General features: G+C 62.3%; 16 protein-coding genes and 1 pseudogene. 6 read left to right on the top strand and 11 right to left on the bottom strand.

Features of this window, described 5'->3' with window-relative positions; genetic code table 11:
• Positions 1 to 38: 38 nt before the first annotated feature.
• Complete coding sequence (locus HQ394_RS03995) at positions 39 to 710, top strand: dienelactone hydrolase family protein (protein ID WP_190262121.1); 672 nt, start codon at positions 39 to 41, stop codon at positions 708 to 710.
• Positions 711 to 778: 68 nt separating this feature from the next.
• On the opposite strand, the gene HQ394_RS04000 is transcribed toward HQ394_RS03995, so the two are convergent.
• Positions 779 to 1,546: an aspartyl/asparaginyl beta-hydroxylase domain-containing protein gene (locus HQ394_RS04000; protein ID WP_456151483.1), complete on the bottom strand. Its 768-nt coding sequence runs from the start codon at positions 1,544 to 1,546 to the stop codon at positions 779 to 781.
• Between the two features lie 167 nt (positions 1,547 to 1,713).
• Here HQ394_RS04000 and HQ394_RS04005 point away from each other — a divergent pair, with 167 nt between their 5' ends.
• Entirely contained in the window at positions 1,714 to 2,283 is a 570-nt protein-coding gene (locus tag HQ394_RS04005) for an isochorismatase family protein (protein WP_456151531.1), read from the top strand.
• A gap of 66 nt (positions 2,284 to 2,349) precedes the next feature.
• On the opposite strand, the gene HQ394_RS21010 is transcribed toward HQ394_RS04005, so the two are convergent.
• The 7 genes from HQ394_RS21010 to HQ394_RS04040 form a co-directional block, all read right to left on the bottom strand.
• On the bottom strand, positions 2,350 to 2,475 hold the full coding sequence (locus tag HQ394_RS21010; RefSeq protein WP_407644731.1) for a hypothetical protein: 126 nt from the start codon (positions 2,473 to 2,475) through the stop codon (positions 2,350 to 2,352).
• Positions 2,476 to 2,589: 114 nt separating this feature from the next.
• Positions 2,590 to 3,723: a cyclic nucleotide-binding domain-containing protein gene (locus HQ394_RS04010; RefSeq protein ID WP_223292026.1), complete on the bottom strand. Its 1,134-nt coding sequence runs from the start codon at positions 3,721 to 3,723 to the stop codon at positions 2,590 to 2,592.
• 1,680 nt (positions 3,724 to 5,403) lie between these two features.
• The gene (locus tag HQ394_RS04020) at positions 5,404 to 5,985 is read right to left on the bottom strand and encodes an SET domain-containing protein (protein WP_223291830.1); all 582 of its coding nucleotides are present in this window, start codon (positions 5,983 to 5,985) and stop codon (positions 5,404 to 5,406) included.
• Between the two features lie 77 nt (positions 5,986 to 6,062).
• Positions 6,063 to 8,357, bottom strand: coding sequence for an EAL domain-containing protein (locus tag HQ394_RS04025; protein WP_190262127.1), 2,295 nt, complete (start codon positions 8,355 to 8,357; stop codon positions 6,063 to 6,065).
• Positions 8,358 to 8,367: 10 nt separating this feature from the next.
• Positions 8,368 to 10,254: a CHASE4 domain-containing protein gene (locus HQ394_RS04030; protein ID WP_190262128.1), complete on the bottom strand. Its 1,887-nt coding sequence runs from the start codon at positions 10,252 to 10,254 to the stop codon at positions 8,368 to 8,370.
• Positions 10,255 to 10,323: 69 nt separating this feature from the next.
• Positions 10,324 to 11,244, bottom strand: coding sequence for a TorF family putative porin (locus HQ394_RS04035; RefSeq protein WP_190262129.1), 921 nt, complete (start codon positions 11,242 to 11,244; stop codon positions 10,324 to 10,326).
• 34 nt (positions 11,245 to 11,278) lie between these two features.
• Entirely contained in the window at positions 11,279 to 11,656 is a 378-nt protein-coding gene (locus tag HQ394_RS04040) for an SET domain-containing protein (protein WP_190262130.1), read from the bottom strand.
• 294 nt (positions 11,657 to 11,950) lie between these two features.
• Here HQ394_RS04040 and eat point away from each other — a divergent pair, with 294 nt between their 5' ends.
• From eat to eutC, 3 genes and pseudogenes are all read left to right on the top strand, one after another.
• Entirely contained in the window at positions 11,951 to 13,318 is a 1,368-nt protein-coding gene (gene eat / locus HQ394_RS04045) for an ethanolamine permease (protein WP_190262131.1), read from the top strand.
• Positions 13,319 to 13,357: 39 nt separating this feature from the next.
• Positions 13,358 to 14,713, top strand: a pseudogene (locus tag HQ394_RS19500) (ethanolamine ammonia-lyase subunit EutB); the annotation flags it as partial.
• A 33-nt stretch (positions 14,714 to 14,746) separates the two neighbouring features.
• The gene (gene eutC / locus HQ394_RS19505; RefSeq protein ID WP_223292027.1) at positions 14,747 to 15,517 is read left to right on the top strand and encodes an ethanolamine ammonia-lyase subunit EutC; all 771 of its coding nucleotides are present in this window, start codon (positions 14,747 to 14,749) and stop codon (positions 15,515 to 15,517) included.
• 124 nt (positions 15,518 to 15,641) lie between these two features.
• Here eutC and HQ394_RS04055 read toward each other — a convergent pair whose 3' ends face one another.
• On the bottom strand, positions 15,642 to 16,307 hold the full coding sequence (locus HQ394_RS04055) for a hypothetical protein (RefSeq protein WP_190262133.1): 666 nt from the start codon (positions 16,305 to 16,307) through the stop codon (positions 15,642 to 15,644).
• A gap of 556 nt (positions 16,308 to 16,863) precedes the next feature.
• Here HQ394_RS04055 and HQ394_RS04060 point away from each other — a divergent pair.
• Positions 16,864 to 18,090: a trypsin-like serine peptidase gene (locus HQ394_RS04060; RefSeq protein ID WP_190262134.1), complete on the top strand. Its 1,227-nt coding sequence runs from the start codon at positions 16,864 to 16,866 to the stop codon at positions 18,088 to 18,090.
• 194 nt (positions 18,091 to 18,284) lie between these two features.
• Here the strand turns inward: HQ394_RS04060 and HQ394_RS04065 are convergent, their stop codons facing one another.
• Together HQ394_RS04065 and HQ394_RS04070 are read right to left on the bottom strand one after the other, a co-directional pair.
• Entirely contained in the window at positions 18,285 to 19,958 is a 1,674-nt protein-coding gene (locus HQ394_RS04065) for a lactate permease LctP family transporter (protein WP_190262135.1), read from the bottom strand.
• Positions 19,959 to 20,029: 71 nt separating this feature from the next.
• On the bottom strand, positions 20,030 to 22,879 hold the full coding sequence (locus HQ394_RS04070; RefSeq protein WP_190262136.1) for an FAD-binding and (Fe-S)-binding domain-containing protein: 2,850 nt from the start codon (positions 22,877 to 22,879) through the stop codon (positions 20,030 to 20,032).
• Between the last annotated feature and the right edge of the window lie 305 nt (positions 22,880 to 23,184).

Below are 23,184 nucleotides of genomic sequence, written 5' to 3' on the forward strand. Positions count from 1 at the left end.
GCGGCTGGCACCACCGCTGCATGGGAGGGATGACAAAAATGGGTGACAGGCTGCAGCTGACGGCCAGCGACGGCCACACGCTGAGTGCCTACCGGGCGGACGCGACAGCGGCGCCGCGCGGTCACGTGGTGGTTGTCCAGGAGGTTTTCGGCGTCAACGACCACATCCGCCGCGTCTGCGACGGCTATGCCGCCCTGGGCTATACGGCCATCGCCCCTGCCCTGTTCGACCGGCTGCAGCCGGGTGTGGAACTCGGCTACGACGAGGCAGGCATCACCGCCGGACGCGAGCTGGTTGGCCGGCTCGGCTGGGATGCACCGATGCTCGACATCGCCGCCGCGGCGACGGCGCTGCACCCCGATGGCCGCGTTGGCGTCATCGGCTACTGTTGGGGTGGAACCATCGCCTGGCTCGCCGCCTGCCGGCTGGAGGTGGGTGCCGCCGTCGCTTATTACGGCCGGCAAATCATTGACTTTGTGGGCGAACGTCCGCACTGCCCGCTGATCATGCATTTCGGCGGCGAAGACCCGCTGATCCCACGCGCCACCGTCGCCGCCGTCCAGGCGGCACATCCGGCGATTCCGGTCTACGTCTACGAGGGGGCCGGGCATGGTTTCAACTGCGACGCCCGCGCCGATTTTCGCCCGGCGATCGCCACTCTGGCGCAGGAGCGAACGCTGGCTTTTCTCGCCACCAACCTGCGGCCGTAGTAGCCGGGGGCGGGGGGGGGGGCACCTGCCGCCCTCTTCGGAGGCAGCAGGGGCGGCAGGCAGGGACGTCAGGCGGCGCGCTGCGATTCGGAATCGGTGAGGCGCTTGTCCCAGGTATCGAGACGTTCGCGGACCTCGTCGCCAACCGGGCTGAGGCGAATTGCCGTCTTCAGCGCATTGCCGACCAGTCGACCGACCAGACTGACCGGGCGCTGGAACTGAATCATGAGTATTGCCCGATACTCGTCTGTATCGTTCCAGACTTCGTGCTCTGCCATATCGTCGAAGACAATAGTCTTGCCTTCATGCCAATGCAATGTCTGATCATCGACCTGGATTCGGCACTTCTCCCACTCAGCAGGGACTTTCAGGCCCAGATGGCAAGTCAGGAAATACTTAGTGACCCCCACGTGACGGGGGATGTGCAGGTGCGGCTTGTGAAATGAGAACAGCGCCATGCTGATGCCGGGAATCTGATCCACCAGCCGGGCGGTATGCGGCGCGCGGGCGCAGTTCTGATCGATCCGCTCGCCGTAGCACCAGAAGAAGAAGGTCTTCCAGGTATCATCGGTGGTGATCTTGTAGGTCAGCGGCACGACGTCGACCATTGGTGGCAGCGCTTCCCAATGCTTGCGGACCTCCATCGCCTCGTCGCGAACGCCTTCCCANNCGTTCACTTCGAGATTGCGCGTCCAGGGAAAGGTCGCCGGATCAAAGACCGGCGGATCGCCGACCAGCGACCGATTGATGATCACCTCGTTTGCCCAGCGCCGGATTGGCTTGAAGTACTTGGCGAACGCGCGCTTCTTCTCGCTCATGAGTTGATCCCACATCATACCGGTTAACGCCGCACCGGATAAAGCACGGCTGGCGCAAAACAGAGCGCCAGCAAAAATGTCAACTACGAATTAAGGTAAGGCAACTCATATTTTGTTTCACTGATGCAGGCTGTCAATGCCAACGACAGCCGGCATCGGTGGACGACAGGAGGAACGGGGCGATGATGAAACCAAACGAGGCACTGCAGCCAGGCGACGCACTGTTGATCGTCGACGTCCAAAACGACTTTTGCCCCGGCGGAGCTCTGCCAATTGCCGATGGCGACACCATTATTCCCGCCATCAATGCCTGGATCGCGGCGGCGACAGCGGCAGGGGTGACGATCTGTGCCNNCCGCGACTGGCACCCGCACGTCCATCCCAGCTTCGCCGCGCATGATGGCCCCTGGCCATCACACTGTGTCCAGGACACCACAGGCGCTGCCTTTCATCCGCAGCTGCAGTTGCCGACGACGACGATCATCGTCACCAAGGGCACCCGATTCGACGAGGACCAGAACTCGGCCTTCCACCATACGGGGCTTGCCACCCTGTTGAGCAGGCATCAGGTTCGTCGGCTGTGGCTGTGCGGCTTGGCACTCGATGTCTGTGTCCTGGCAACGGCGCTCGATGCGCGCGCGGCCGGGTTTGACGTGCACCTTCTTGCCGATTGCAGCTGCCCGGTCAGCCATGCGGGCGGCCTGCAGGCGATGGCGCAGATGCGAGCCGCCGGCGTGGTGATCGAAAACAGCTGAGCGCCCGCCCGCGACAGGCGGAAACCAGGCCGCTCGCCGACAACAACCACTACGCGCATCGCCAATTTAACACACGACGCGCCTTGTTTCCCGGTGAATAGACCGGGCTAACATGCCGACCTCACTGATTGTCCCCTCGCTGCCGGCGTCCAGGACGAAATCGCCCGGCTTCAGTGCCCGGGAAAAGACAATGACGAAGCCGCTCCAATCACGCCTCCGGTCGCAAAATCCGGCTGCGCTTCAACTCCCTACTCCGCTACCAATTTAACCAAGCATAAATCTGCCAGGAACGACCTGCGCGCAGCGTTAAGCGGAGCCGCCTGCGGCCGCCAGGGTGGTGCGGAGGCGGTTGAGACGGGTGGACAGATCGAAGGCGAGGGGGCCGAGCATTTCCGGATTTTCGGCAACGAGATCGGCGATCATGCTGATCGGGAACCGCAACAGCAGCGACGGCGATGCCGCGCGAAACGCAACGGCGTGCCGGTCTTCGCCAAAGACGGCGGATTCGCCGAATGAAGCGCCCGGGCCAACAACTTCGACCGTTCTGTCGTTGAACCGCAAGGCGACCGTGCCGCTGCGGATGACATAGACGTAGCGTATCGGCGCTTCCGCCTCGGCGAGCACCTCACCTTCCGCCGCGGCCACCGCCTCAGCCAACCTGGCAATTCGGGCGATGTCCTCCAAAGGGATGGCGCGGAACAACGGTGTCGTCTTCAAGAACAGAACCAGATCCAGCATCGCTTCGTCTCCTGGGGAACCGTCGCCCCGGTCCTCGTGTTGGAGCAGCCTTGCCACCAACAGTCGCGCCCACGGGTCGTCCGCGGTCGCTTTTTGCAATGTGAGCGTCAGTTCGGTATCGGCAGCCGCGGCAACCGGCTGGCGCCTGCCGTTGGCCTCAGGCGTGGCGGAGAAGTCCGCGCGAGCTTCCAGCAACGGCACCAGCGGTTGGATGAAGCGTTTGGTCGGCAGATTGACCAGTGCCTCGACGGCGTCGGAGCGCGTGCGTGCCTCGCGCGCCCTTGTCAGCGCATCGAGAAGTTTGACATCGCGGGGGCTGCCGAGCGCCGACTTGACCACCAGCGCCCGGCGCATGATCCAGCGGTTGCTGTCGATCAGCCACGCCTCCAGGGCGCGGCGGGGAGCATCTGGCGCCGTGGCCATTCGCTGCAGGGCGTCAAGGGCGTCAAGATTGAGCTGTGCCCTGAGATAAAGCGGTTTGAGGTGCTCGCGAAGCAATTGTTCCGCCCGTCGGGTGCCGATGCCACCCAGGGCGCGGATCGCCGCCTCCACCACCTCCGGCCGGTCGGAGTGCAAATGCACGGCGGCGATCGGCACCGCGGTGGCGCCGAAGCGAGCAAGAAGACCGGCGGTGGCCCGACGGACGGCAATGGAACGGTCTTCCAGACCTTGGCCGATAGCGTCGAGCCGTGCNNTGACGATGGCTTGCGGTCAAACATGGCAAGGCGCCAGATCTTCGCATCGGCCCTTCGGCTCCACGCAGCACGCCGTTCCGTATGCGCNCAGACTACCGATCGCCGGTGGCCTCTCCCCCACTGCGGCGAAGTCCTCGTCCCGCAACAGCACCCGGTGATCTTGGCCCGCGTCTGGTAGCGCAGCGTCGGCACGCCGATTCGGCATCGGCCACTCGGCGTTCATCGCCGCTGCCCAGCCGCCAGCGGCGATGCTGGTGGCGGACAGCAGCTCCGGCGCCAGGGTCCTGGCCAGATCGGCGCCGAAGCGACGGGCCTCCACGTCAGGGTGAGCCAACAGTTGGCGAATATCACCGGCCGAGAACGCCCGGCCGTTCTCGGCGCGGGCGTATTCAGCCGGGTTGATGGCGCGCAGTCGCAAGCTACGGAGCAGGTTGGGCAGGAACCACGCTCCCACCATGGCCGACACCCCGAGAAAGATGACGGCGACGGCGAGCGAAATCGCGAGCACCGAGTGCAGGCCGGCCCAGCTCTGCAGCCACAGCAGTCCCAAGGCAGACAATGCGACGCCGAGCGGATAGAGCACACCATCCACCAGCATCCGTACCTGCGCCAGCGCCCGGTACGGCAGGGCGGCGAAGTTGAGCGTTTTCACCGGCTCGAAAACGGCATTCGACAGGGCGATGACGTTGGCATGGACCAACACCGCTGTCGTCAGATTCCAGAAACTGAGGAAGGAAACAAGGCCGACGCAGGTGGTTACCGGAAAGATGAGGTTGCGAAAAACCGGACCGGCCCGCTCAAGGATCAACCTGCCGCATCCGGCGAGAATCAGCAGTTCTGCCGCCTGATGGCCGGCATAGACGATCGCCATGAAGCTCGAGAGTTCGTCGGCGTCGGGAAACGCATTTTCGTAGGTCGTCATCGCCAGGTAGTCCTGCAGGCAGAACAGCGCCGACATCAGCAGCACCCCGGCGGCGATGGCCCCGGTAATGGGGAAAGCGCGCACCACTCCCAGCGTCGCCTTCAGTGATTCAAGAACACCAGGTTCGGCTTCCTCGGCGACCTCCTCGTTGGCGGAGGCAAGCAAACGGCTGATGCGGTGGTACTGGAGGACACACAGCGCGAAGAAGCCGGCATCAAGCAGCAGCAAATCCTGACCGGCAAAAATGCGGCAAAATGCAGTCGCGGCAAACCCGGCGAAGATTCCGCCAAGTCCGAAAGCGGCAGCGAGGAAGGGCGTGTGCCGCTTCAACTCGATGGTCGGCAGGAGTTCAGACGCCGACAGCCAGAAGAGCGTGTCGAAGACGATCTCAAGCGCATAGGCCGCGATGCAGACGGCAGGTGAGGCACCCGGAAGGCCAAGTTCGAGCGCCACCCGAAGTGCGAGAACGACAACCATCGAGGTGAACGACACCGCGCCACTGATGCGCGCCACCGACCAGCGAGCGAGTGCCGCGGAAATTCCCGAGGCGAGCGGTACCGACACGACGGCAAGGATCAGGTAGACCATCGGCAGCGCTTCGCTGCCTTCGCTGACCAGGACCTGAGCCGAACCAACCGCCATCAGGACGACGATTCCCGCCGACAGGAGTGCGGCCAGGAGGGCCAGCTGGAGAACGACCGGGGGCCGTCGGACGTAGCAGCGGAGGGCGCGGGCGAGTTGCGCGCCCATGCTCGTCGATCGCACTCAATAACTTGCGTAGGCTCGCCCTTCGCTCTCGGCGATGAATGACGCAACGATGCCAAGGTCGAGATAGCGCCGACGCAAGGATGCCGGCAACGTCGAGAAACTGCGGACGACCCCGCGGCACGAGGCAGCCCCGCAATGGCAGATCATGTCTTCCTCGGGATGCTCCTGATGGGTGGAATAGTCGTAGGTGAGTTCTTCCCCCGCCGCGATATCGCGCAGGGCGACCATGTCAAATCCCGAAGAGTCGACCCGCAGGCCGCAGTTTGGATTGCAACTGTGGTTGGTAAAGTCGTCCAGGCCGCCATAGGNGGGTAAAAACAGATCACGGCCAACCTGAAAGATATCGGTGTGGGTGAACCCAGAAAGAATCAGCTGGGCATAGGGCTTAGCCGCGGCCAGATACCTGTCGTCAGCAACATCCAGGACGATGTTATTCGCTGCGATCGGTCGAGCCGTGAACAGGCCAAGTCCGCACTCGGGTGTTGGTGCTATATAAATGTACGTATATTTTCCGAGTTTTTCCTGAGGCCGTTCAACACAATTATGATGGTGTATCGTGCGCTGATGCATCTTCAGCATCCCCTCTTTCACTGCGATGCATGTGAGTCTAAGGGATCATTCCTAACATTTAGTTAGCTGCCGGCGCACGTCAGACGCTACGTTCCGATAGCCCTGGGCCGGCCGGTAAACTGGGCACAGCGCTCACGGTCGCGAACCCACTGCTCGAAGTCTGCAGCGGCGACCGGTCGGCTAAACAGATAGCCTTGCGCCTCGTCACACCCTCGCGAGCGGAGAAAATCGAGCTGGTGGGTCTCCTCTACCCCTTCGGCGACCACCTGCAGGCCCAACTGATGGGCGAGCGCAATCATGGCGCTGACGATGGCTTCGTCGCCGGGATCCTTGTTGAGGTCACTGACGAAGGACGTGTCAATCTTCAGCGTATTCAACGCAAAGCGCTTCAGATAGCTGAAGGACGAGTAACCGGTGCCAAAGTCGTCGATCGCCACCTTGAGCCCCAGATCCTTGATCCGGGACAGCAGGAAGGCGCTCAACTTGGTGTCCTCCATGAGCACGCTTTCGGTTAGTTCGAGTTCGATCAACGACGGATCGATCCCCGTATCGGCGAGCACCTGGGCAAGACGATCGGCAAGCAACCGATGGCGGAATTGGACGGTAGACAGATTGATCGACACCACGAGGGGTGGCAGGTCGGCAGCGTGCCAGGCTGCAGTCTGCCGACACGCCTCCTGCAACACCCAGTCGCCGATGGGCAGGATCAGGCCGTTTTCTTCCGCCATCGGGATGAACTCGCCCGGCATGACGAAGCCTTCGTCCGGCTGCTGCCAGCGTAGCAGTGCCTCCATGCCGACGACCCTCAGGCTGGCAATGTCGATCCGCGGCTGGTAGAAGAGCACGAACTCGCCCCGCTCGAGCGCCTTGCTCAGCTTCGTTTCGATGGAAAAGCGGCGTGCCGCCGGGATACGCATCGTCTCCGAGAAGAAGCGGTGGCAGTTCCGGCCTTGCTCCTTCGCATGGTACATCGCCATATCGGCGTGCTTGAGCAGTGTCGAGGCGCTGGTCCCGTCGTCGGGATAGACACTGATGCCAATGGTGGCGGTGATACTCACCTCGTCTTCTTCAAAAATGAAGGGCTGCGACAGCGCCTCGGCGATCCGGACGGCGACACGGTCGGCGTCGACGGCGTCAGTTATCTTCGACAGAATCAGCACGAACTCGTCGCCGCCGAGGCGGGAGACTGACTCGTGCTGTTGTTCCGCCAGCAGGTTTTCCACCTCCCCCTGCCTGAGGAGGAGGTCGCTCTTGCGAACGCAGGAGAGCAGACGCTTGGCAACTTCACGCAGCAGGGCGTCGCCGCTGTGGTGACCGAGGGTGTCATTGATCCGCTTGAAGTTATCCACATCGAGAAAGAGCACCGCGAGGCGGTGTCGATAACGCTCCGCCATCGCCAGGCCGTGCTGAAGCAGATCTTCCATCAGCAGGCGGTTGGGCAGACCGGTCACCGTGTCGAAGTAGGCCAGCTGGCGTATCCGCGCCTCCGCGTCGCGGCGTTCCGTGATGTCGAACCAGCAGCCAACCAGTTCCAGCGCCCTGCCGGACGCGTCGCGCAGAATCCGCATCCGGTCACTCACCCAGCGATACTCGCCGGAGGAATTCCGCCACCGATATTCGATCGAGACTTCCTCAAGTTGGTGGATTTGCTCCAGCGCCGCGTAGACCCGTGGCAGGTCCTCACTATGGACTCTTTCGATCCAGAACCGTGGATCGCTGAGGAAGGACGCCGGGTCCCAGCCGAAGTGACGACTGACGTTGTCACTCACCAAGGCTGGTGATTGATCGCGCGCCGGCGCCGAACTGTAAACAACCACAGACGTCGACGCGACCACCTGCTCCAGTGTCTGTCTTGTCGTCTGCAAATTACGATGCGCTAGCCACTTGGCCGATAGCGTGTACGCAAGCTGCCGTAGCTCACTCGCATGAATAGGCTTCTGACAATAGAGAAGTTTATCAGGCGGTGGGACTCGTGAGTGGATCTGATCTGGGCTGATATCGGAATAGCCGGTGACGAAGACAATATTGATTTCTCCGTCCAACTTCCGGATACGCTCTGCAGCATTGACCCCGTCCCGTCCGGGCGGCATCCGGACGTCGAGAAATGCGATGGCGAACGGACGTCCCTCGCGAATCGAGTCTTCGACCGCGCGTACCGCCTCGTCTCCTTGGCGACACAGGCACAACGAGAATTGCGGTTGCTGCGGCTGTTCTTGCGTATTGCCGAACAGTTCAGCTTCAAGATCCGCCAGTTTGCTCTGTCGATCGTCCGGTTCAGCCGGCCCCGCCAGAATGGAGGCATATTCATCGAGGATGCCCTGTTCATCGTCTGCGATAAGGATGCGAGGAGCGCTGACGTTTTTTTCGTTATCAGGGATCATTGTAAGCTTCCTAAGCGGTATTGGTCGAGGTATCGGCACGCTTCAATAGAACGTGAAGAGTTGCGCCCTGATTAATACCAGCACTTTCGGCGAATATTTTTCCATTCATTGCAGTGACGCTGTTTGCACACCAATGAAGTCCAGCCCCGCGTTTACTTTCCTTCTTGGTGGAAAAGCCGCGCTTGAAAATGTCTGCAAGGTGTTCGGCGGCAATGCCGATCCCATCGTCGCGGATTGCCAGGTCGATGAACGCCTCGCCATCGAGCTGCCGCGTGGAGGCCGAAACTGCAATTGTTCCTGCAGCCTTGCCGGAGGCAGCAATCGCTTCGATCGCGTTGACGAAGAGGTTTTGCAGGACGTGCTTCAGCACGAAGCTTTCGGATGCTGCCGCCGGCTGCGTTTCGATCTCAGGGTCAACGTGAATGGCGACCGCTACGTCCGGGAACGACGGCACCGTTGCGAGTGTCTCCTGGATACAGGTCGCGAGCGAAATCGCCTCGATCTTGTTGCCGATGCGGCTAAAGCGATCCAAGTCGCCCAGAACGTCTTCGACGCGAAGGAGATCCTGGGAGATCGCGGTCAAATCATCGGCAACCCTGTTCTGCCGATGCTGCAAGTCCTGCACCGACAGCGCGATGTAAGCGGCGATTTTGCTTTTGCGCTCCGGCGCCATCCGGTCTGAGGTGAATTCGGCAACAGCAGTATCAAGTTGCGTCGTCGATCGGGCGGAGATCTGCTCCTGCAGCCGTTCTACCCGCGTCATCGCCGGCATCAGTTGGTTGCGCAGGTTATGCAGAACGCCGGAAGCCATGTGGGCGATGCCGGAATGATACGAGTGCTCCAGCAGCCGGTTGCGTGCTTCGGCAAGGCTCGCCAGCATGCGATCGAATTCACGACCGAGAATGCCGATCTCATCGCGCCGCGGCAGGGCGACGCGGCGGCTGAGGGCGCCATCGGCACCGATTTCGACGACTTGCCGGGTAAGCCTCACCAGCGGCCCGACAAGGACCCACTGCAGGAGGACCGCCAGGACCGCCATGATCACGATCGCCGTGACTGCGACGCCGCCGACCGAGGCGACAAGCACCCGTTGACCGATTTGCGAGATGTCGCGCTTGACTTTCGCCGACACCAGCAACAACGGCTTGCCTTGGGCATCGCGGATCAGCGAGTAGGCAGTCAGCTGATCCTTGTCCGTCTCCTCGACGAAATGCGACGCGTCGGAGTCGAGAATTTGCCGATATGCGCTACTCGCCGGTTCGGCCAGCGCATCGACCAGGGTCACGGTAAAGTCGACTTTGATTTTCTCCTTGAGTTTGGCAATCAGATCGTCGTCGACGAATCGACCGAAAAGAAATGTACCAACCGAAGGGCCTTCGCCATTACTCTTGACGATTGGCCGCGAAGCGACGAACGCTGGACCATCCGGGGTCAGGACAACGCCGGCTATCCTGCTGTTGTCATCGGGGTGCGTCAGTAACGGATGATTCTCGCCTAATCCACCCAGCGTCCAGTCCACCCGCCGCGTCTGATTTTGCTTGCGGTCGAAAACGACAGAAAAGATTTTAACCTTGCGCGAGTTGTAGATCTCGGCAATATCGAGATGAAGATTTCGCAGAGTTTCTTCGGCAAGATTGCTTACCGGATAGGCCTTGTCGCCACCTTTGGCGTATTTGTAGCTGTCATCCCAGCTCGAATAGTCCCACAACGTCTTGTCGACGTCCTCGATCTCCGAGTTGATCGCCTCAATAACGCGTTGAATGTTGCGCTTAGCCGCCTGCTGTTCCAACGCCAGGAAAGTTGGGAACACAAGGATTTTCAGCACGAAAAAGTTAGCAATCGCCGACATCAACAGCGCGAAGGCGATGACGCTTAGCACTTTAGCGCGGATGTTCACGTTCCTCTCGCCTCCCCCAAAGCGGTAACCCGCCAATACTCCCGAACTAACAATGCCGCATCACACGCATCAAAAAGACGCGCCAAGCGAAAAGGTAACGCGCGGCTCGCATTGATTGGTGCCAGAGAAGCACTGGCTCTTGCTGAGATTGGTGTCGGTATAGGCTATCCCTAACGTGATCTTCTCCACGGTCAGGGAAACGGCGACGCGCCAGTCCTGATAGTTGTCTACGCCATAGGTGGCGTTGTCCTCGATCCACTGATGCCCGGTGGTCGCCTCGACACCCAGCGTCACGGCGTGTATTGGCTGTTGCCAACGCACCCCGGCAAGAAGGTAGTGGGCGTTCCCCGAATTGGCGAAGAAGTCGGGTGAGTACGAGTACTGCGCCTGCAGCGAGAAATGATCATCCAGAGCATAGCTCAGATGCAGCGGTATTTCCCAATAGTTATAATTTAGATTCGAATTCGCTCCCGGATAGGCATAGTATTGCCCGCCGATATCCCAATCGAGATCGGCAATTGTTCCGGAAAAGCCGAAGGTCAGATCGAGTTCGACCGACGCCTCGCCGCCATCGTTGAAGTCGACGTTCGAGCCCCAGAAGCCCACATAGGGCTGGGCGTCCGGCAACCCGACATCGACGCTGTAGGTCAGGCCGCCCTGAATAGCCGGATTGTGGTCAGTATTGGTAATGCCACGAAAGATGTAATCGGAAACCAGCGCAACGTCGGCGGTAATTTCACCGGGCAGTACACTTGCATCCTCTGCCTCTTCACCGGGCTCTGGCTCGGCGTCGGACGACGCGGCGCCCTCGCCGTCGGTCTCTGCCGCCGCATCCTCGGCCACCGCGTCGTCGCTGGCATCGGTGCCCTGCAGATCGCCCGTGACAATCGCCGTGGGGGAATCCTCTGCCGTTGCCACGTCCGTTGCGTTGGCCGATTGGCTCAGGACAAATGTCACTACTGGAATCGCCAAGATGGCGGCGCGCCGCATCGGTACCTCCGTGGTTAGGGGCTGTCGCGGTTGCTTATTCGCTCGGATTGGCGAACGGCGGTTCGAACCAAAAGGTGAAGTAATCGCAGGTGAGTTCTTCACCTTTGCGGATGTCCCGGGTGGCCCAGCCGAACTGTTCATCCCAGGCGGTATTCGGCTGCTCCGCATGATTCATGAAGCGTGAATTATCGACGGAGATCACCATGGTCCGGTCGCCAGGATCAACGAAGGCAAAGATCCGCATGAAGCGCGCGAACTCAGCACCATAGGTGAGGGTCTTTTCACGCGTCATGACGATGTCGATGTCTTCGACGAATTCGTAGATGCGGGTTCCCTGGTTGATGTCCTCGCCAGCAAAGACGCCCACACCGTGGATGTCACTGGGCGCAACGTAGTTCTTGACGATCATCATCGGCGCACAACCCACCCTGTCCTGAACAGGCCCAGTGTCGCCGAAAAAGATGAACGGCCACTTAACCGCCTATAGACAAAGCCAGCCGCGCCTGACGTCATGCGTCGGAGGATTTGCAGCCAGGCGCGCCCCTCGCCCGCGCGTCCTGACGCGTGGGGGGGGAGAGGCGCGGCGCGGCAGCGACGGGGTGCGGGTAAGGGCGGCAGCAGACGCAGGGGATGCGGCTCGCCCCCCTCACGCTGGCCTTGATCTTGCTTGCCGACAATGGGCATAGCGGGACAAGGAGTTGCGGAGATGAGCGGGTCGCCGACGCTGAAACGGGCGCTGGGCACCATCCACCTGTGGGCGATCGCGGTGGGGCTGGTGATTTCCGGCGAGTACTTCGGTTGGAACTATGGCTGGCGCGAAGCCGGGACGATCGGCTTCATGTGGGCGACGCTGATCATCACCGTCCTCTATACCACCTTCATCTTCTCCTACACCGAGCTGACGACGGCGATCCCCCATGCCGGTGGTCCCTTCGCCTACAGCCACCGCGCCTTCGGCCCGCTCGGCGGTCTGGTCGCCGGCTATGCCACCTTGGTCGAATTCGTCTTCGCCCCGCCCGCCATCGCCTACGCCCTCGGCGGCTACATTCATTTCATGTTCCCGACGGTGCCGGTGCTGGGGGTGGCGATCGTCGCCTATCTCCTCTTCGTCGGCGTCAACATTCTTGGCATNCAAGCGGCTGCCGTGTTCGAGCTGTTCGTCACCGTGCTGGCGGTGATCGAGTTGCTGATCTTCATGGGCGTCGTTGCCCCCGGCTTTTCGGTCACCAACTTCCTCGCCCATAACGAAGACTACGGGATTGGCGGGATCATGGCGGCGATCCCCTTTGCTATCTGGTTCTATCTCGCCATCGAGGGCGTGGCGATGGCCGCCGAAGAAGCCAAGGATCCGACGCGGACGATCCCTCGCGCCTATATTTCGGGTATCATCACCCTGGTGGCGCTGGCACTTGGCGTCATGATCCTCGCCGGCGGCGTCGGCGACTGGCGGCAGCTCAGCAACGTCGATTATCCGCTGCCGGAGGCGATGGCGATGGTGGTCGGCAAGGATGCCGGCATGACTCACCTGCTGGTGGCGATCGGCCTGTTCGGCCTCGTTGCCTCCTTCCACGGCATCATCATCGGCTATTCGCGGCAGATGTTCGCCCTCGCCCGTGCCGGCTACCTGCCCTCCTTCCTCGCCGCCATTCACCCGCGTTTCCAGACGCCGCACTGGGCGCTGATCATGGGTGGTGTCATCGGCGTGATCGCCATCCTCTCCGGCAAGACCGCCGAGCTGATCACCATGTCGGCGTTTGGGGCGCTGGTGCTCTACATCATCAGCATGGCCGCCCTGTTCCGGCTGCGCGCAACGGAGCCGGCGCTGGCTCGGCCCTTCGTTGCCCCGCTCTATCCGGTGTTTCCGGCCATCGCCCTGGTGCTGTCGGTGGGCTCGCTGCTGGTAATGTTCTATTTCAACCAGATGATCGGGCTCATTTTCGTCGCCATGTTCGTCCTTGCCTTCGTCTACTACGCGCTGACCAGCCACCTGCGCGCGGCCGCGCACCACGACGAATTGCTCGTCGGCGTGCCGACGATGGAAGGCGCGCTGGCGCGCGGCGACGTGGACGCATGACCCAGTTGCGAATGGCGGCAGCGGGGAGCGCCTGAGCCGATGGCCTACACCGCCACCATTGCCGACAGCCGCCATGTCTTCGCCGATCTGAAGACGCTGCTGGCCCGCGCCGCCCCCTTGCGGTCGGGTGATGTGCTGGCCGGCGTGGCGGCTGCGAGCGATGCGGAGCGCGTCGCCGCCCGCTGCGCTCTCGCCGAGTTGCCGCTCGCTACCTTCCTCAGCGAGACGGTCGTCGCCTACGAGGACGACGAGGTGACGCGGCTGATCATCGATGGCCATGACGACGCCGCCTTCCGCCCGGTTGCCAGCCTGACCGTCGGCGGCTTGCGCGACTGGTTGTTGTCGGATGCGGCGACGACAGAGGCGCTGGCGGCGCTGGCACCGGGCCTGACGCCGGAGATGGTCGCCGCAGTTTCAAAGCTGATGCGCAATCAGGATCTGATCGCCGTTGCCCGTCGCATCCACGTCATCACCGCCTTTCGCAACACCATCGGCCTGCCCGGCCGGCTGTCAGTGCGCCTGCAGCCGAACCACCCCACCGACGATCCCGCCGGCATCGCCGCCTCGGTGCTCGATGGCCTGCTCTACGGCTGCGGCGATGCGGTGATCGGCATCAATCCCGCCACCGACAGCGTCGGCCAGACGGTGGCACTGGTGCGCATGCTGGACGAGTTGATCTCCGGCTACGCCATCCCCACCCAGTCGTGTGTTCTCGCCCACGTGACGGCGACGCTCAGGGCAATGGAAGCCGGGGCGCCGATCGATCTCGTCTTCCAGTCGATCGCCGGCTCGGAGGCGGCCAATCGCAGCTTCGGCGTTGACCTTGCCCTCTTGCGCGCGGCGCGGCAAGCCGCACTGGCGCTCGGCCGGGGGACGGTCGGCACCAACGTCATGTACTTCGAGACCGGCCAGGGCAGCGCGCTCTCCGCCGGCGCCCACCATGGCGTCGATCAGCAGACAATGGAGACGCGCGCCTATGCCGTCGCCCGCGCCTACGCGCCGCTGCTGGTCAACACCGTCGTCGGCTTCATTGGTCCCGAATACCTCTACGACGGCAAGCAGATCATCCGCGCCGGCCTCGAAGACCACTTCTGCGGCAAGCTGCTCGGCCTGCCGATGGGCTGCGACGTCTGCTACACCAACCACGCCGAAGCCGATCAGGACGACATGGACAACCTGCTGACGCTCCTCGGCGTCGCCGGATGTACGTACATCATGGGCGTGCCGGGGGCCGATGACATCATGCTGGGCTACCAGAGCACCTCCTTTCACGATGCGCTCTACCTCCGCTCCGTCCTCGGCCTGAAGCCGGCACCGGAGTTCGAGACGTGGCTGGCGGCGATGGCAATCGCAGATACGGCCGGGCGCATTCGGCCGCAGATCACTGGCGACAGCGGTGCCAGGCGCCTNTCTCGCCCACGTCCCGGCATGACCGACGAGCCGGCCGCCCGCGATCCCTGGCAAGGGATCAGCCGCCACACTGCGGCGCGGATCGCCCTCGGACGCAGCGGCGACGGACTGCCGACGGCGCGGCTGCTGGAGTTTCAGCTCGATCACGCCCGCGCCCGCGACGCGGTGCATCTGCCCTTCGATGCCGCGGCGGTGGCTGCAGCGATTACGGTTTTGCCAACGCGGATCGTCCGCTCGCAGGCCGCCGACCGCGCCAGCTACCTGCGCCGCCCTGATCTCGGCCGCCGGCTGGACGACGGCGATCGCGCCCAGCTCGCCACCGCGGCCGGTGCTTTCGACCTCGCGTTGGTGGTCTGCGACGGGCTGTCGGCGCTGGCGGTGCATACCTCGGCAGCGGCACTGATCGCGGCACTCGTCCCTCGCCTCGACGGCTGGCGGCTGGCGCCGGTCGTCCTCGCCCATCAGGGCCGGGTGGCGCTTGGCGACGACATCGCCCTCAGCCTCGGAGCGCGGATGGTGGTGGTGCTGATCGGCGAGCGGCCGGGCCTGTCAGCGGCCGACAGCCTCGGCGCCTATCTCACCTGGGCGCCCCGGGGCGACTCCTCCGATGCCGAGCGCAATTGTCTCTCCAACATCCGCCCGGGCGGAATGCCGATCGACGCCGCCGCCGCCCAACTCGCCTGGCTGCTGACCGAGTCCCGGCGGCTGAAGCTGAGCGGCGTTGGCCTGAAAGGGGACGTGCCCGTCGCCTTAGCCGACGGACCCGCCTCCCCCTTGCTGCCCGGCTGAACCGCCACGTATCAGCTCGCTTCGAATGCCATTCCCAACAAGATGTACGCTTTTGCCTGAACCCGGGGCCACGCCAGCCAGGAGGCAGAAAGTATCTTCCCCGGTTGTTGAGGATCAACCTCGCTCAGCAGGCGGCCGAGGTCGGACACAGCGTGAACGTCAGCGCGGTGTCGGGGATGTTGTCCGTTCCGTAATTGGTCAGCAGTAACGTGTTGCTGGTCTGTACGGCACCGACGATATCGCCGGCATGCCAGCCGGGGAGGAAGGATGTAGAGTATACATATCCTACGACTCCATACGCTTGTGTCGCCGAGGTGATGCCGGCCTTGATGAGCGCCGCCTGATAGGGGTGGCCGGCGATCGGCCCGGAAACCCAATTCGCACTGAACCCATAATAAGATGAGGTGCCGAGAATCGAACCGCTGACCCGGCCGCCGCCGGCGCTGCCCGGGCTGCCGACAACGTAATTCGAATCACTTATGCCGTTGTAGGTTCCCGGCTTGAAAGCGCTGGTGATCAGGGTCGGTGACGCGACGATGCTCAGTCCAACCTGGTCCAGCGTGACGTTGCCTTTGCCATCGACAATGAATGGCAGCGAGATGTCCTTGTAGATGATCGTGCCAGCCTGGGTCCGCACCGGCACCCGGTTGACACGGATCGTGGTTGCCGCGCCGCTGATCGCAGCCGATTCCAGGAACATTGTCGGCGTGGCAGCCCCCGCAGCCGCCGAGACACCCAGAGTCAGGGAGAGGGCGACGATTCCCAACCCGGCGAACGACCCATCGAACACACGCAAAGATTGCATTTTTAGCCCCCCCTTCGGTAATAATCAAATCAAACATGATCGTAACACGCGAATATGGTGGCGTCAATTTCATCATTACAGCAATTCAAGGCCCTACTTGCACAATAATTCTTATTATAACAACGATACACCCCAATTGTGGCCTTCACATCCTCTCGGCATGAACGGGATTTCATTGAAAATAGAAGACAGTAATACCGGATTGGATTGCGCACGATACTTCCAAGTAAGCTGCATTCCGGCCATTGGCACACGCGAGGGTGATTCGGACAGACGCTGCACTCGGGCAACGGCGAAATCGTCCTCGGCGACACGGCGGCACCGGGCCCCAGCGCCCAACACCACGCCGCTGCGCGCCATGTCCGGCCCCATGGACCGCCACCAATCTCGTTCACTTCGCAGTTACACGGCGCTCACACGCTGATGATATGAGCCGCCTAAACTTTCCTTCGTTTTTCAAGGCGCGATGCTGATGTATCCGCATACCGGGAGCGTTCAGGGCGCACTAAGCGCCTGCGCGAGGAGAGGAGAGGATAAAACGATGCATACCCGTTCATATTTTGTGTCCGTCGCCTCGGCGATGGCGTTTTTTGCCTCAGCGGGTTTCTGTCAGGCAGCCGATCCGGGCGCAGCCCCGGGCAGTAATTCGCCGAGTAATGCTGCGCAGGCGGCGGTGACGACGCCACGCGGCCAGGCGCTCGGCGCATCGACTGCCACCCAGCAGCTCAGCCTGAAGGCGATGCTCGACAGCTACAAGCCGTATCCGACGCCGCAACTCTCAGCGTTGCCGCAGGAGGCACACAGCCTGATCGATCCGCTGGCCGCCGACAACACAGCAGCGCCGAAGATCATCGCCGGCATGCCGGGCCCGAAAACAGTGGAGAGGGCCGCCGGTGTCGCCGAGCCCGCCATCGCCGCCAGCGATGTCGCCCAGAACAGCATCACGCCGTTCGATTATGGTCGCACCAGCCTCAGCACGGTCTACCACTACACCGATCGCCTCCTGGACAGTGAACTGGCGGACGACTTTCCCTATCGCACCGTGGGCTGGCTTGTGTTCGTTGCTTCCAATGGCGGCAGCTACCGCTGTACCGCGCAGTTGATCGGCCGTTCGATCGGGGTGACCGCCGGGCACTGCGTCCACGACGGCGGCAACAAGGCCGCGGGCTGGATCAGGAGCGCCACCTTCTATCCGGGCTATCCTTACCTTGGGATGTCGGCGCCGGTTTACTGGGTCAACACCACGAGCGGCTGGTACAATAACGGTAACCTTGACGCCGGCTACGATGTGGGCGTCTTCACGCTAAGAAAGCGCACCGGAACCTCAGTCGAGCTTGGCGCCTCTACCGGCTATGTCAGTTTCTGCACCAGCAACTGCCTGCAAAAGTACTGGTATCTGACCCAGCTTGGCTATCCGGGTAACTACTATAGCGGCACCTACATGACCCAGGGGGAACACCTGGAGGTGTCGGACACCCGGGATTACCTCTACGGCTCCGGCATGCAGGGCGGTTCCAGCGGTGGTGGGCATTTCGCCAACCTCGGTGATCTCACCAGCTATACCTCAGGGTCGCTGGGCAACTGGCCATATCGCAACGTCGTCTTTGCGACCACCTCGTGGGGCTACACCGACGCCAGCATCAAAATCCAGGGCGCGTCGTCGCTTTCCGGCCCCAATAATTCCAATAATTTCAAGGGATTGTACAACGGGGCGTGCACCCAGGCGCGAGCCCTGCACGGCGCGGCGTCCTGCTCGCCACTCCCTTGAGGCGTCATGCGTCCTTCCAACCCAGGTCCCTCCCGTGCCTCTGGCCCCTTCTTGGGGCCTTCTTTTTGTCCGTCGCCACGCTGCACAAAGAAGGCCGCCGGCCCGCCCGCGACCTGGGAGGCATCGCGAACGGGCACGGCGGCCGGACGGCTTCCGGTGCAACGACCGGAAGCCGTGGGCGATGGCGATCAACCTCAGTGGGCTGCCACCATCGGGATCATCCAGGGGAGGAAATAGGCCTGGATGTAGGTGATGATGCCGATGACCGTGGCGAAGAAGAGGCTGTGACGGACGGTGAAGCGGAACAGGTCCGATTCCTTGCCCACCAGCCCAACGGCGGCGCAGGCGACGGCAATCGACTGGGGTGAAATCATCTTGCCAGTCACCCCGCCGGTGGTGTTGGCGGCGATGGTCAGGATCGGATTAACCCCGATCTGCTGCGCCGTCACATTCTGCAGGTTGGCGAAGAGCGCGTTACTGGCGGTGTCGGAGCCGGTCAGGAAGACGCCGAGCCACCCGAGGAAGGGTGAGAAGAAGGGAAAGGCAGCCCCGGTGGCAGCAAATGCCAGGCCGAGAGTAGAGGACATGCCGGAGTAGTTAGCGATGAAGGCGAAACCGAGAACCAGACCAATGGTGAAGATTGGCTTCAGCAGTTCAACCATCGTCTCGCCGAACGTCTTGAAGAAGGTCGACGCGCTTACTTTGAGGATAAAGGCCGAGATGACGGCAGCGATAAAGATGGCAGTACCGGTGGCAGCGATGACGTCGAATTTGTAAACCGCCGCATAAGGGGACGCCTTCGCGACGATCGGCACGCCGCGGATCACCTGATTATCCAGGCCTGGGATATGCAGCGACAACATCGACCAGGCAAGCGGCCCATCACCGGTGAACAGCGCCTTGAAGTCGGGCAAGGTCCAGATGGTGACCATGATCGTCAGGACGATGAACGGTGACCATGCCTTGACGATCTGGCCCAGCGTATAGTCGCCGCGTGGCAGCGTCGGTGGCATCGCCTGCGCACCGACACCCTGGAACGAGAACAGGTTCGCCGGCTGCCAGACCTTGAGGAACAGTGACAGCGCCACCAGGCTGAACAGCGCCGAAGTGATGTCCGGCAGTTCGTAAGCCCAGAAGTTGGAGGTGAAGAACTGGCAGATGGCAAAGGCGGCACCGGCGACGAAAATCGCCGGCCAGGTCTCCTTGACGCCACGTATGCCGTCCATGATGAAAACGAGCCAGAACGGGACAAAGAAGGACAGCAGCGGCAGCTGCCGGCCTGCCATCTGGCCGATGAGGAACGGATCGGTTGCCGTCACCTTGCCGGCGACGGTGATCGGAATACCCAGCGCACCGAAGGCCACCGGCGCCGTGTTGGCGATCAGACAAAGACCGGCGGCATAGAGCGGGTTGAACCCGAGGCCGACAAGGAGGGCGGCGGTAATCGCTACCGGCGCCCCGAAGCCGGCCGCGCCCTCGAGGAAAGCGCCGAAGCAGAAGCCCACCAATACCATCTGTAGCCGCTGGTCGGCGGTAATGGACAACACCGAGGCGCGGATAATCTCGAACTGGCCGGTCTTGACCGTCAACTTGTAGAGGAACACCGCGGCGACAATGATCCAGGAGATCGGCCACAAACCATAGAGGAAGCCGTAGCCGGTGGCGGCAAGCGCCATCGAGACCGGCATGCCATAGGCGATCACGGCGATGAGCACGGCGAGCGCGACGGTGATTATCGCTGCCACGTGGCCTTTCAACCGTAGAACCGCCAGCGCGACAAAGAAGAAAACGATCGGGATGACCGCCACCGCAGAGGACAACCAGAGGCTGCCTCCGACAGGAGTATAAATCTGTGTCCAGGTATTCACGTTAAATTGCCTCCCAAAGCGTGTTATGGATATTTTAATCGCACGCAGGCTCAGAAAGTTTTTCTTTCTGTTTACCCACCTGTTGAGCAGGCGTCGACAAGATAGACAATGGAGCGGTAGGGCAGATCTGCGTGTTTCGACAGGCCGATCTCGCAGGTTCGGCTACTGGAATAGCCGGCGGAGCAATCCACCGGCAGCGAGTCCTTGAGCGAGCGCAGCGCGTGCGCGTTCAACTCGGGTGTGGTGAAGCCTTTGTCACCCGCCCAGCCGCAACAGCCGACACCATCGGGAACAACGACGGTGTCGCTGCAGGCGGCGGCAATCGCCTTCATTTTGCCTTCGAGCCCCATCTTGCGGCCGCTGCAAGTCACGTGCAGTGCCACCGCGTCGGGCCGCTTGTGCAGCGTCAGCCGCGCCAGCAGGCGGTCATGGATAAACTCGACAATGTCGATGGGGCGCAGACGCTGCGGCAGCGCCTGCAGCCGATAGGAACAGGGGCTGGTGTCAGACACGATGGGCAACTCGCCGTCCCGACTGGCGGCGGCGAGTGCGGCGCGAACCTCCTCGGTCTTGCGGTCGGCGACGTCTTTCAGCCCTTTGCTATCGAAGGGCTGGCCGCAGCACAGACTGTCCAGACCCTGCGGATAAATCACCCGATAGCCTGCCTTTTCCAGCAGCGACGCCGTCTTTGCCGGCAAGGTGTCGGTTTCCGGATCGCCGGCGGCAGGCCCCATGGTGCGCGAGGCGCAACTAGGGAAATAGACCACCGCCGGCCGAGCATCGCCGTTTGCTGCCGCGACAGGCTTGAAGGCAGCCGCGGTCGGCATGCTGTCGATCCACTGCGGCGTGCGATCGCCGCTCAGCCGCCGCAACGTCTTCGACCACTTAGCCAGGATTGCATCACCCGCCAGTCGCCGTGCGACTTGCGCTCCACCGAGACCGGCGCGGGTGGCGCGGGTGGCGAGGCCGAAATGATCGGCGACCCAGTTGCCGATGCGCCGATCCGTGTCGCTACGATCTTCGGCGCGAACCACCCGCGTCAGGATGCCGGTGTCGATGCCAACCGGGCAGGCCATCGCGCATAAACCGCAGGCGGCGCAGGTATCAAGCCCCTGGTAGGCGTAGAGCGACCGCAGTTCACCCTGGTTGGTGGTCTCGCCGATGGCCGCAAGCCGCGAGATCTCCCGCCAGCCAACGATGCGCTGACGCGGCGTCAGCGTCAGTCCCTGTGACGGGCACATCCGCTCACAGAAGCCGCACTCCATACACTTGTCCACCGACGGATCGGCAGGCGGCAGCGGTTTCAGGTTCTTCAGATGCACCTGCTTGTCGTCGTTTAGAATTACTCCAGGATTGAGCAGGTTTTCCGGATCGAACAGCGCCTTGATCTCGCGCATCAGCCGGTAGGNCCTGCTCCCCCACTCACGCTCGACGAAAGGTGCAATGTTGCGCCCGGTTCCGTGCTCCGCCTTGAGCGCGCCGTCGAAGCGGCCGACCACCAGATCGCACAGCGCGTCCATGAAGCAGGCGTAGCGATCCACCTCCTGCGACTGGCCCAGGTCCGGGGTGATGACGAAATGCAGATTGCCTTCAAGGGCATGACCGAAGATGATCGAGTCGCCGTAGCCGTATTCAACGAACAGTTGTTGCAATGCTCCGGTCGCCGCGGCGAGGTTTTCGATCGGAAAGGCGATGTCCTCGATGATCACCGTGGTGCCCACGTCGCGCATCGCCCCCACCGACGGGAACAGTCCCTTGCGGATGTTCCACAGCCGCTCGAATTCGGCCGGCTTGTCGGTGAACTCCACCGGAAACAGCGTCGGCAGGCCGGCGAGAGCTGCGGTGATCTGCTGGATGTGCGCCGCCAGATGCTCGTGATCCTCCGCCCGGGTTTCGACGAGCAGGGCGGTTGCGTCGGCGGCAAGGCCGCGGATGAAATCGGGCATCCCCGGCTTGTCTTCCACCGAGCGCAGGCTGGCCCGGTCCATCAGTTCGACGGCGGCAACCTGCGTCCGCTTCAGCCGGATTACCCCCTCGCAGGCCTCGACCACACTGGGGAACAGGATCAAAGCACTCGCCTTGTCGGCGTATTCAGGCACGGTCCGGTAGGTGATCTCGGAGATGAAGCCGAGCGTACCTTCCGAGCCGATGATCAGATGCTGCAGGATGTCGAAGGGATCCTCGAAATCCACCAATGCATTCAGGCTGTAGCCGCAGGTGTTCTTGATGGAGAATTTGCGGCGGATACGCTCGGCTAGTGGCGTATCCGCTCGGGTCGCCTCGCCCATTTCGCTCAGCTTGCGCAGAAAATGGCGATGTGAGGCGGCAAAATCAGCGCGGCTTTGCGCATCGCCGGTATCGAGCAGCGTCCCGTCGGCGAAGATGATCCGCATCGACGCCAACGTCCGATAGCTGTTCTGCGATGTCCCGCAACACATGCCGCTGGCGTTGTTCGCCGCAATGCCACCGACCTTGCAGGCGTTGATCGATGCCGGATCGGGACCGATCTTGCGACCGAAGGGTGCCAGGCGGCGGTTAGCCTCGGCACCGATCACTCCCGGCTTAAGCCGGATGCTCGATGCGTCGTCGCTGATGGCGACGCCGTTCCAGCCCTCACCCAGGACCGCGAGGACGGAGTCGGTGACCGCCTGGCCGGAGAGGCTGGTGCCGGCAGCACGGAAGGTCACCGGTGTACCGTACATGCGCGCGAGGCGGAGCAACTCCTGCAGCTCGGCTTCGCTGTCGACAATAGCGACCACCTGCGGGATCAGCCGGTAAAAGCTGGCGTCGGTGCCATAGGCAAGGGTGCGCAAGGGATCGCGAATCAACCGTTGCGACGGCAGAATGCTGGCGAGTGCGGTAGCAAGAGATTCGTGGTATGATTGAGACGCAACAGCAGCATTCGTCTGTGGACGAGCCATGGACGAGGTCCTCCCATATTAGCCTCTTTGGGGCTGTTAGCCCCCTTGCCTTACGCCTGGACGACCGCGGCAAGCCTTTTTTACGCATCGAGGGAAGTGGTCTGCGGTCATCGCGACCCGACACATTCCACCGTATGAAAATTGAGCGTACCAGCTATGCACCTAATTGGTCAAGTGGTAAAGTGTTTTGACCATTGGCGGCGATCCGCCATAACCGCTTGTTCTTTCATGGTAAGATAGCCGCTGGTTTGCCTCAGCTGCGCGTCAAGCCCCCAGCCGTTGATTTTGCGCAAGACGCAAGGCGC

The organism is Defluviicoccus vanus (genome assembly GCF_014672695.1).
GTDB lineage: Bacteria > Pseudomonadota > Alphaproteobacteria > Rhodospirillales > Defluviicoccaceae > Defluviicoccus > Defluviicoccus vanus.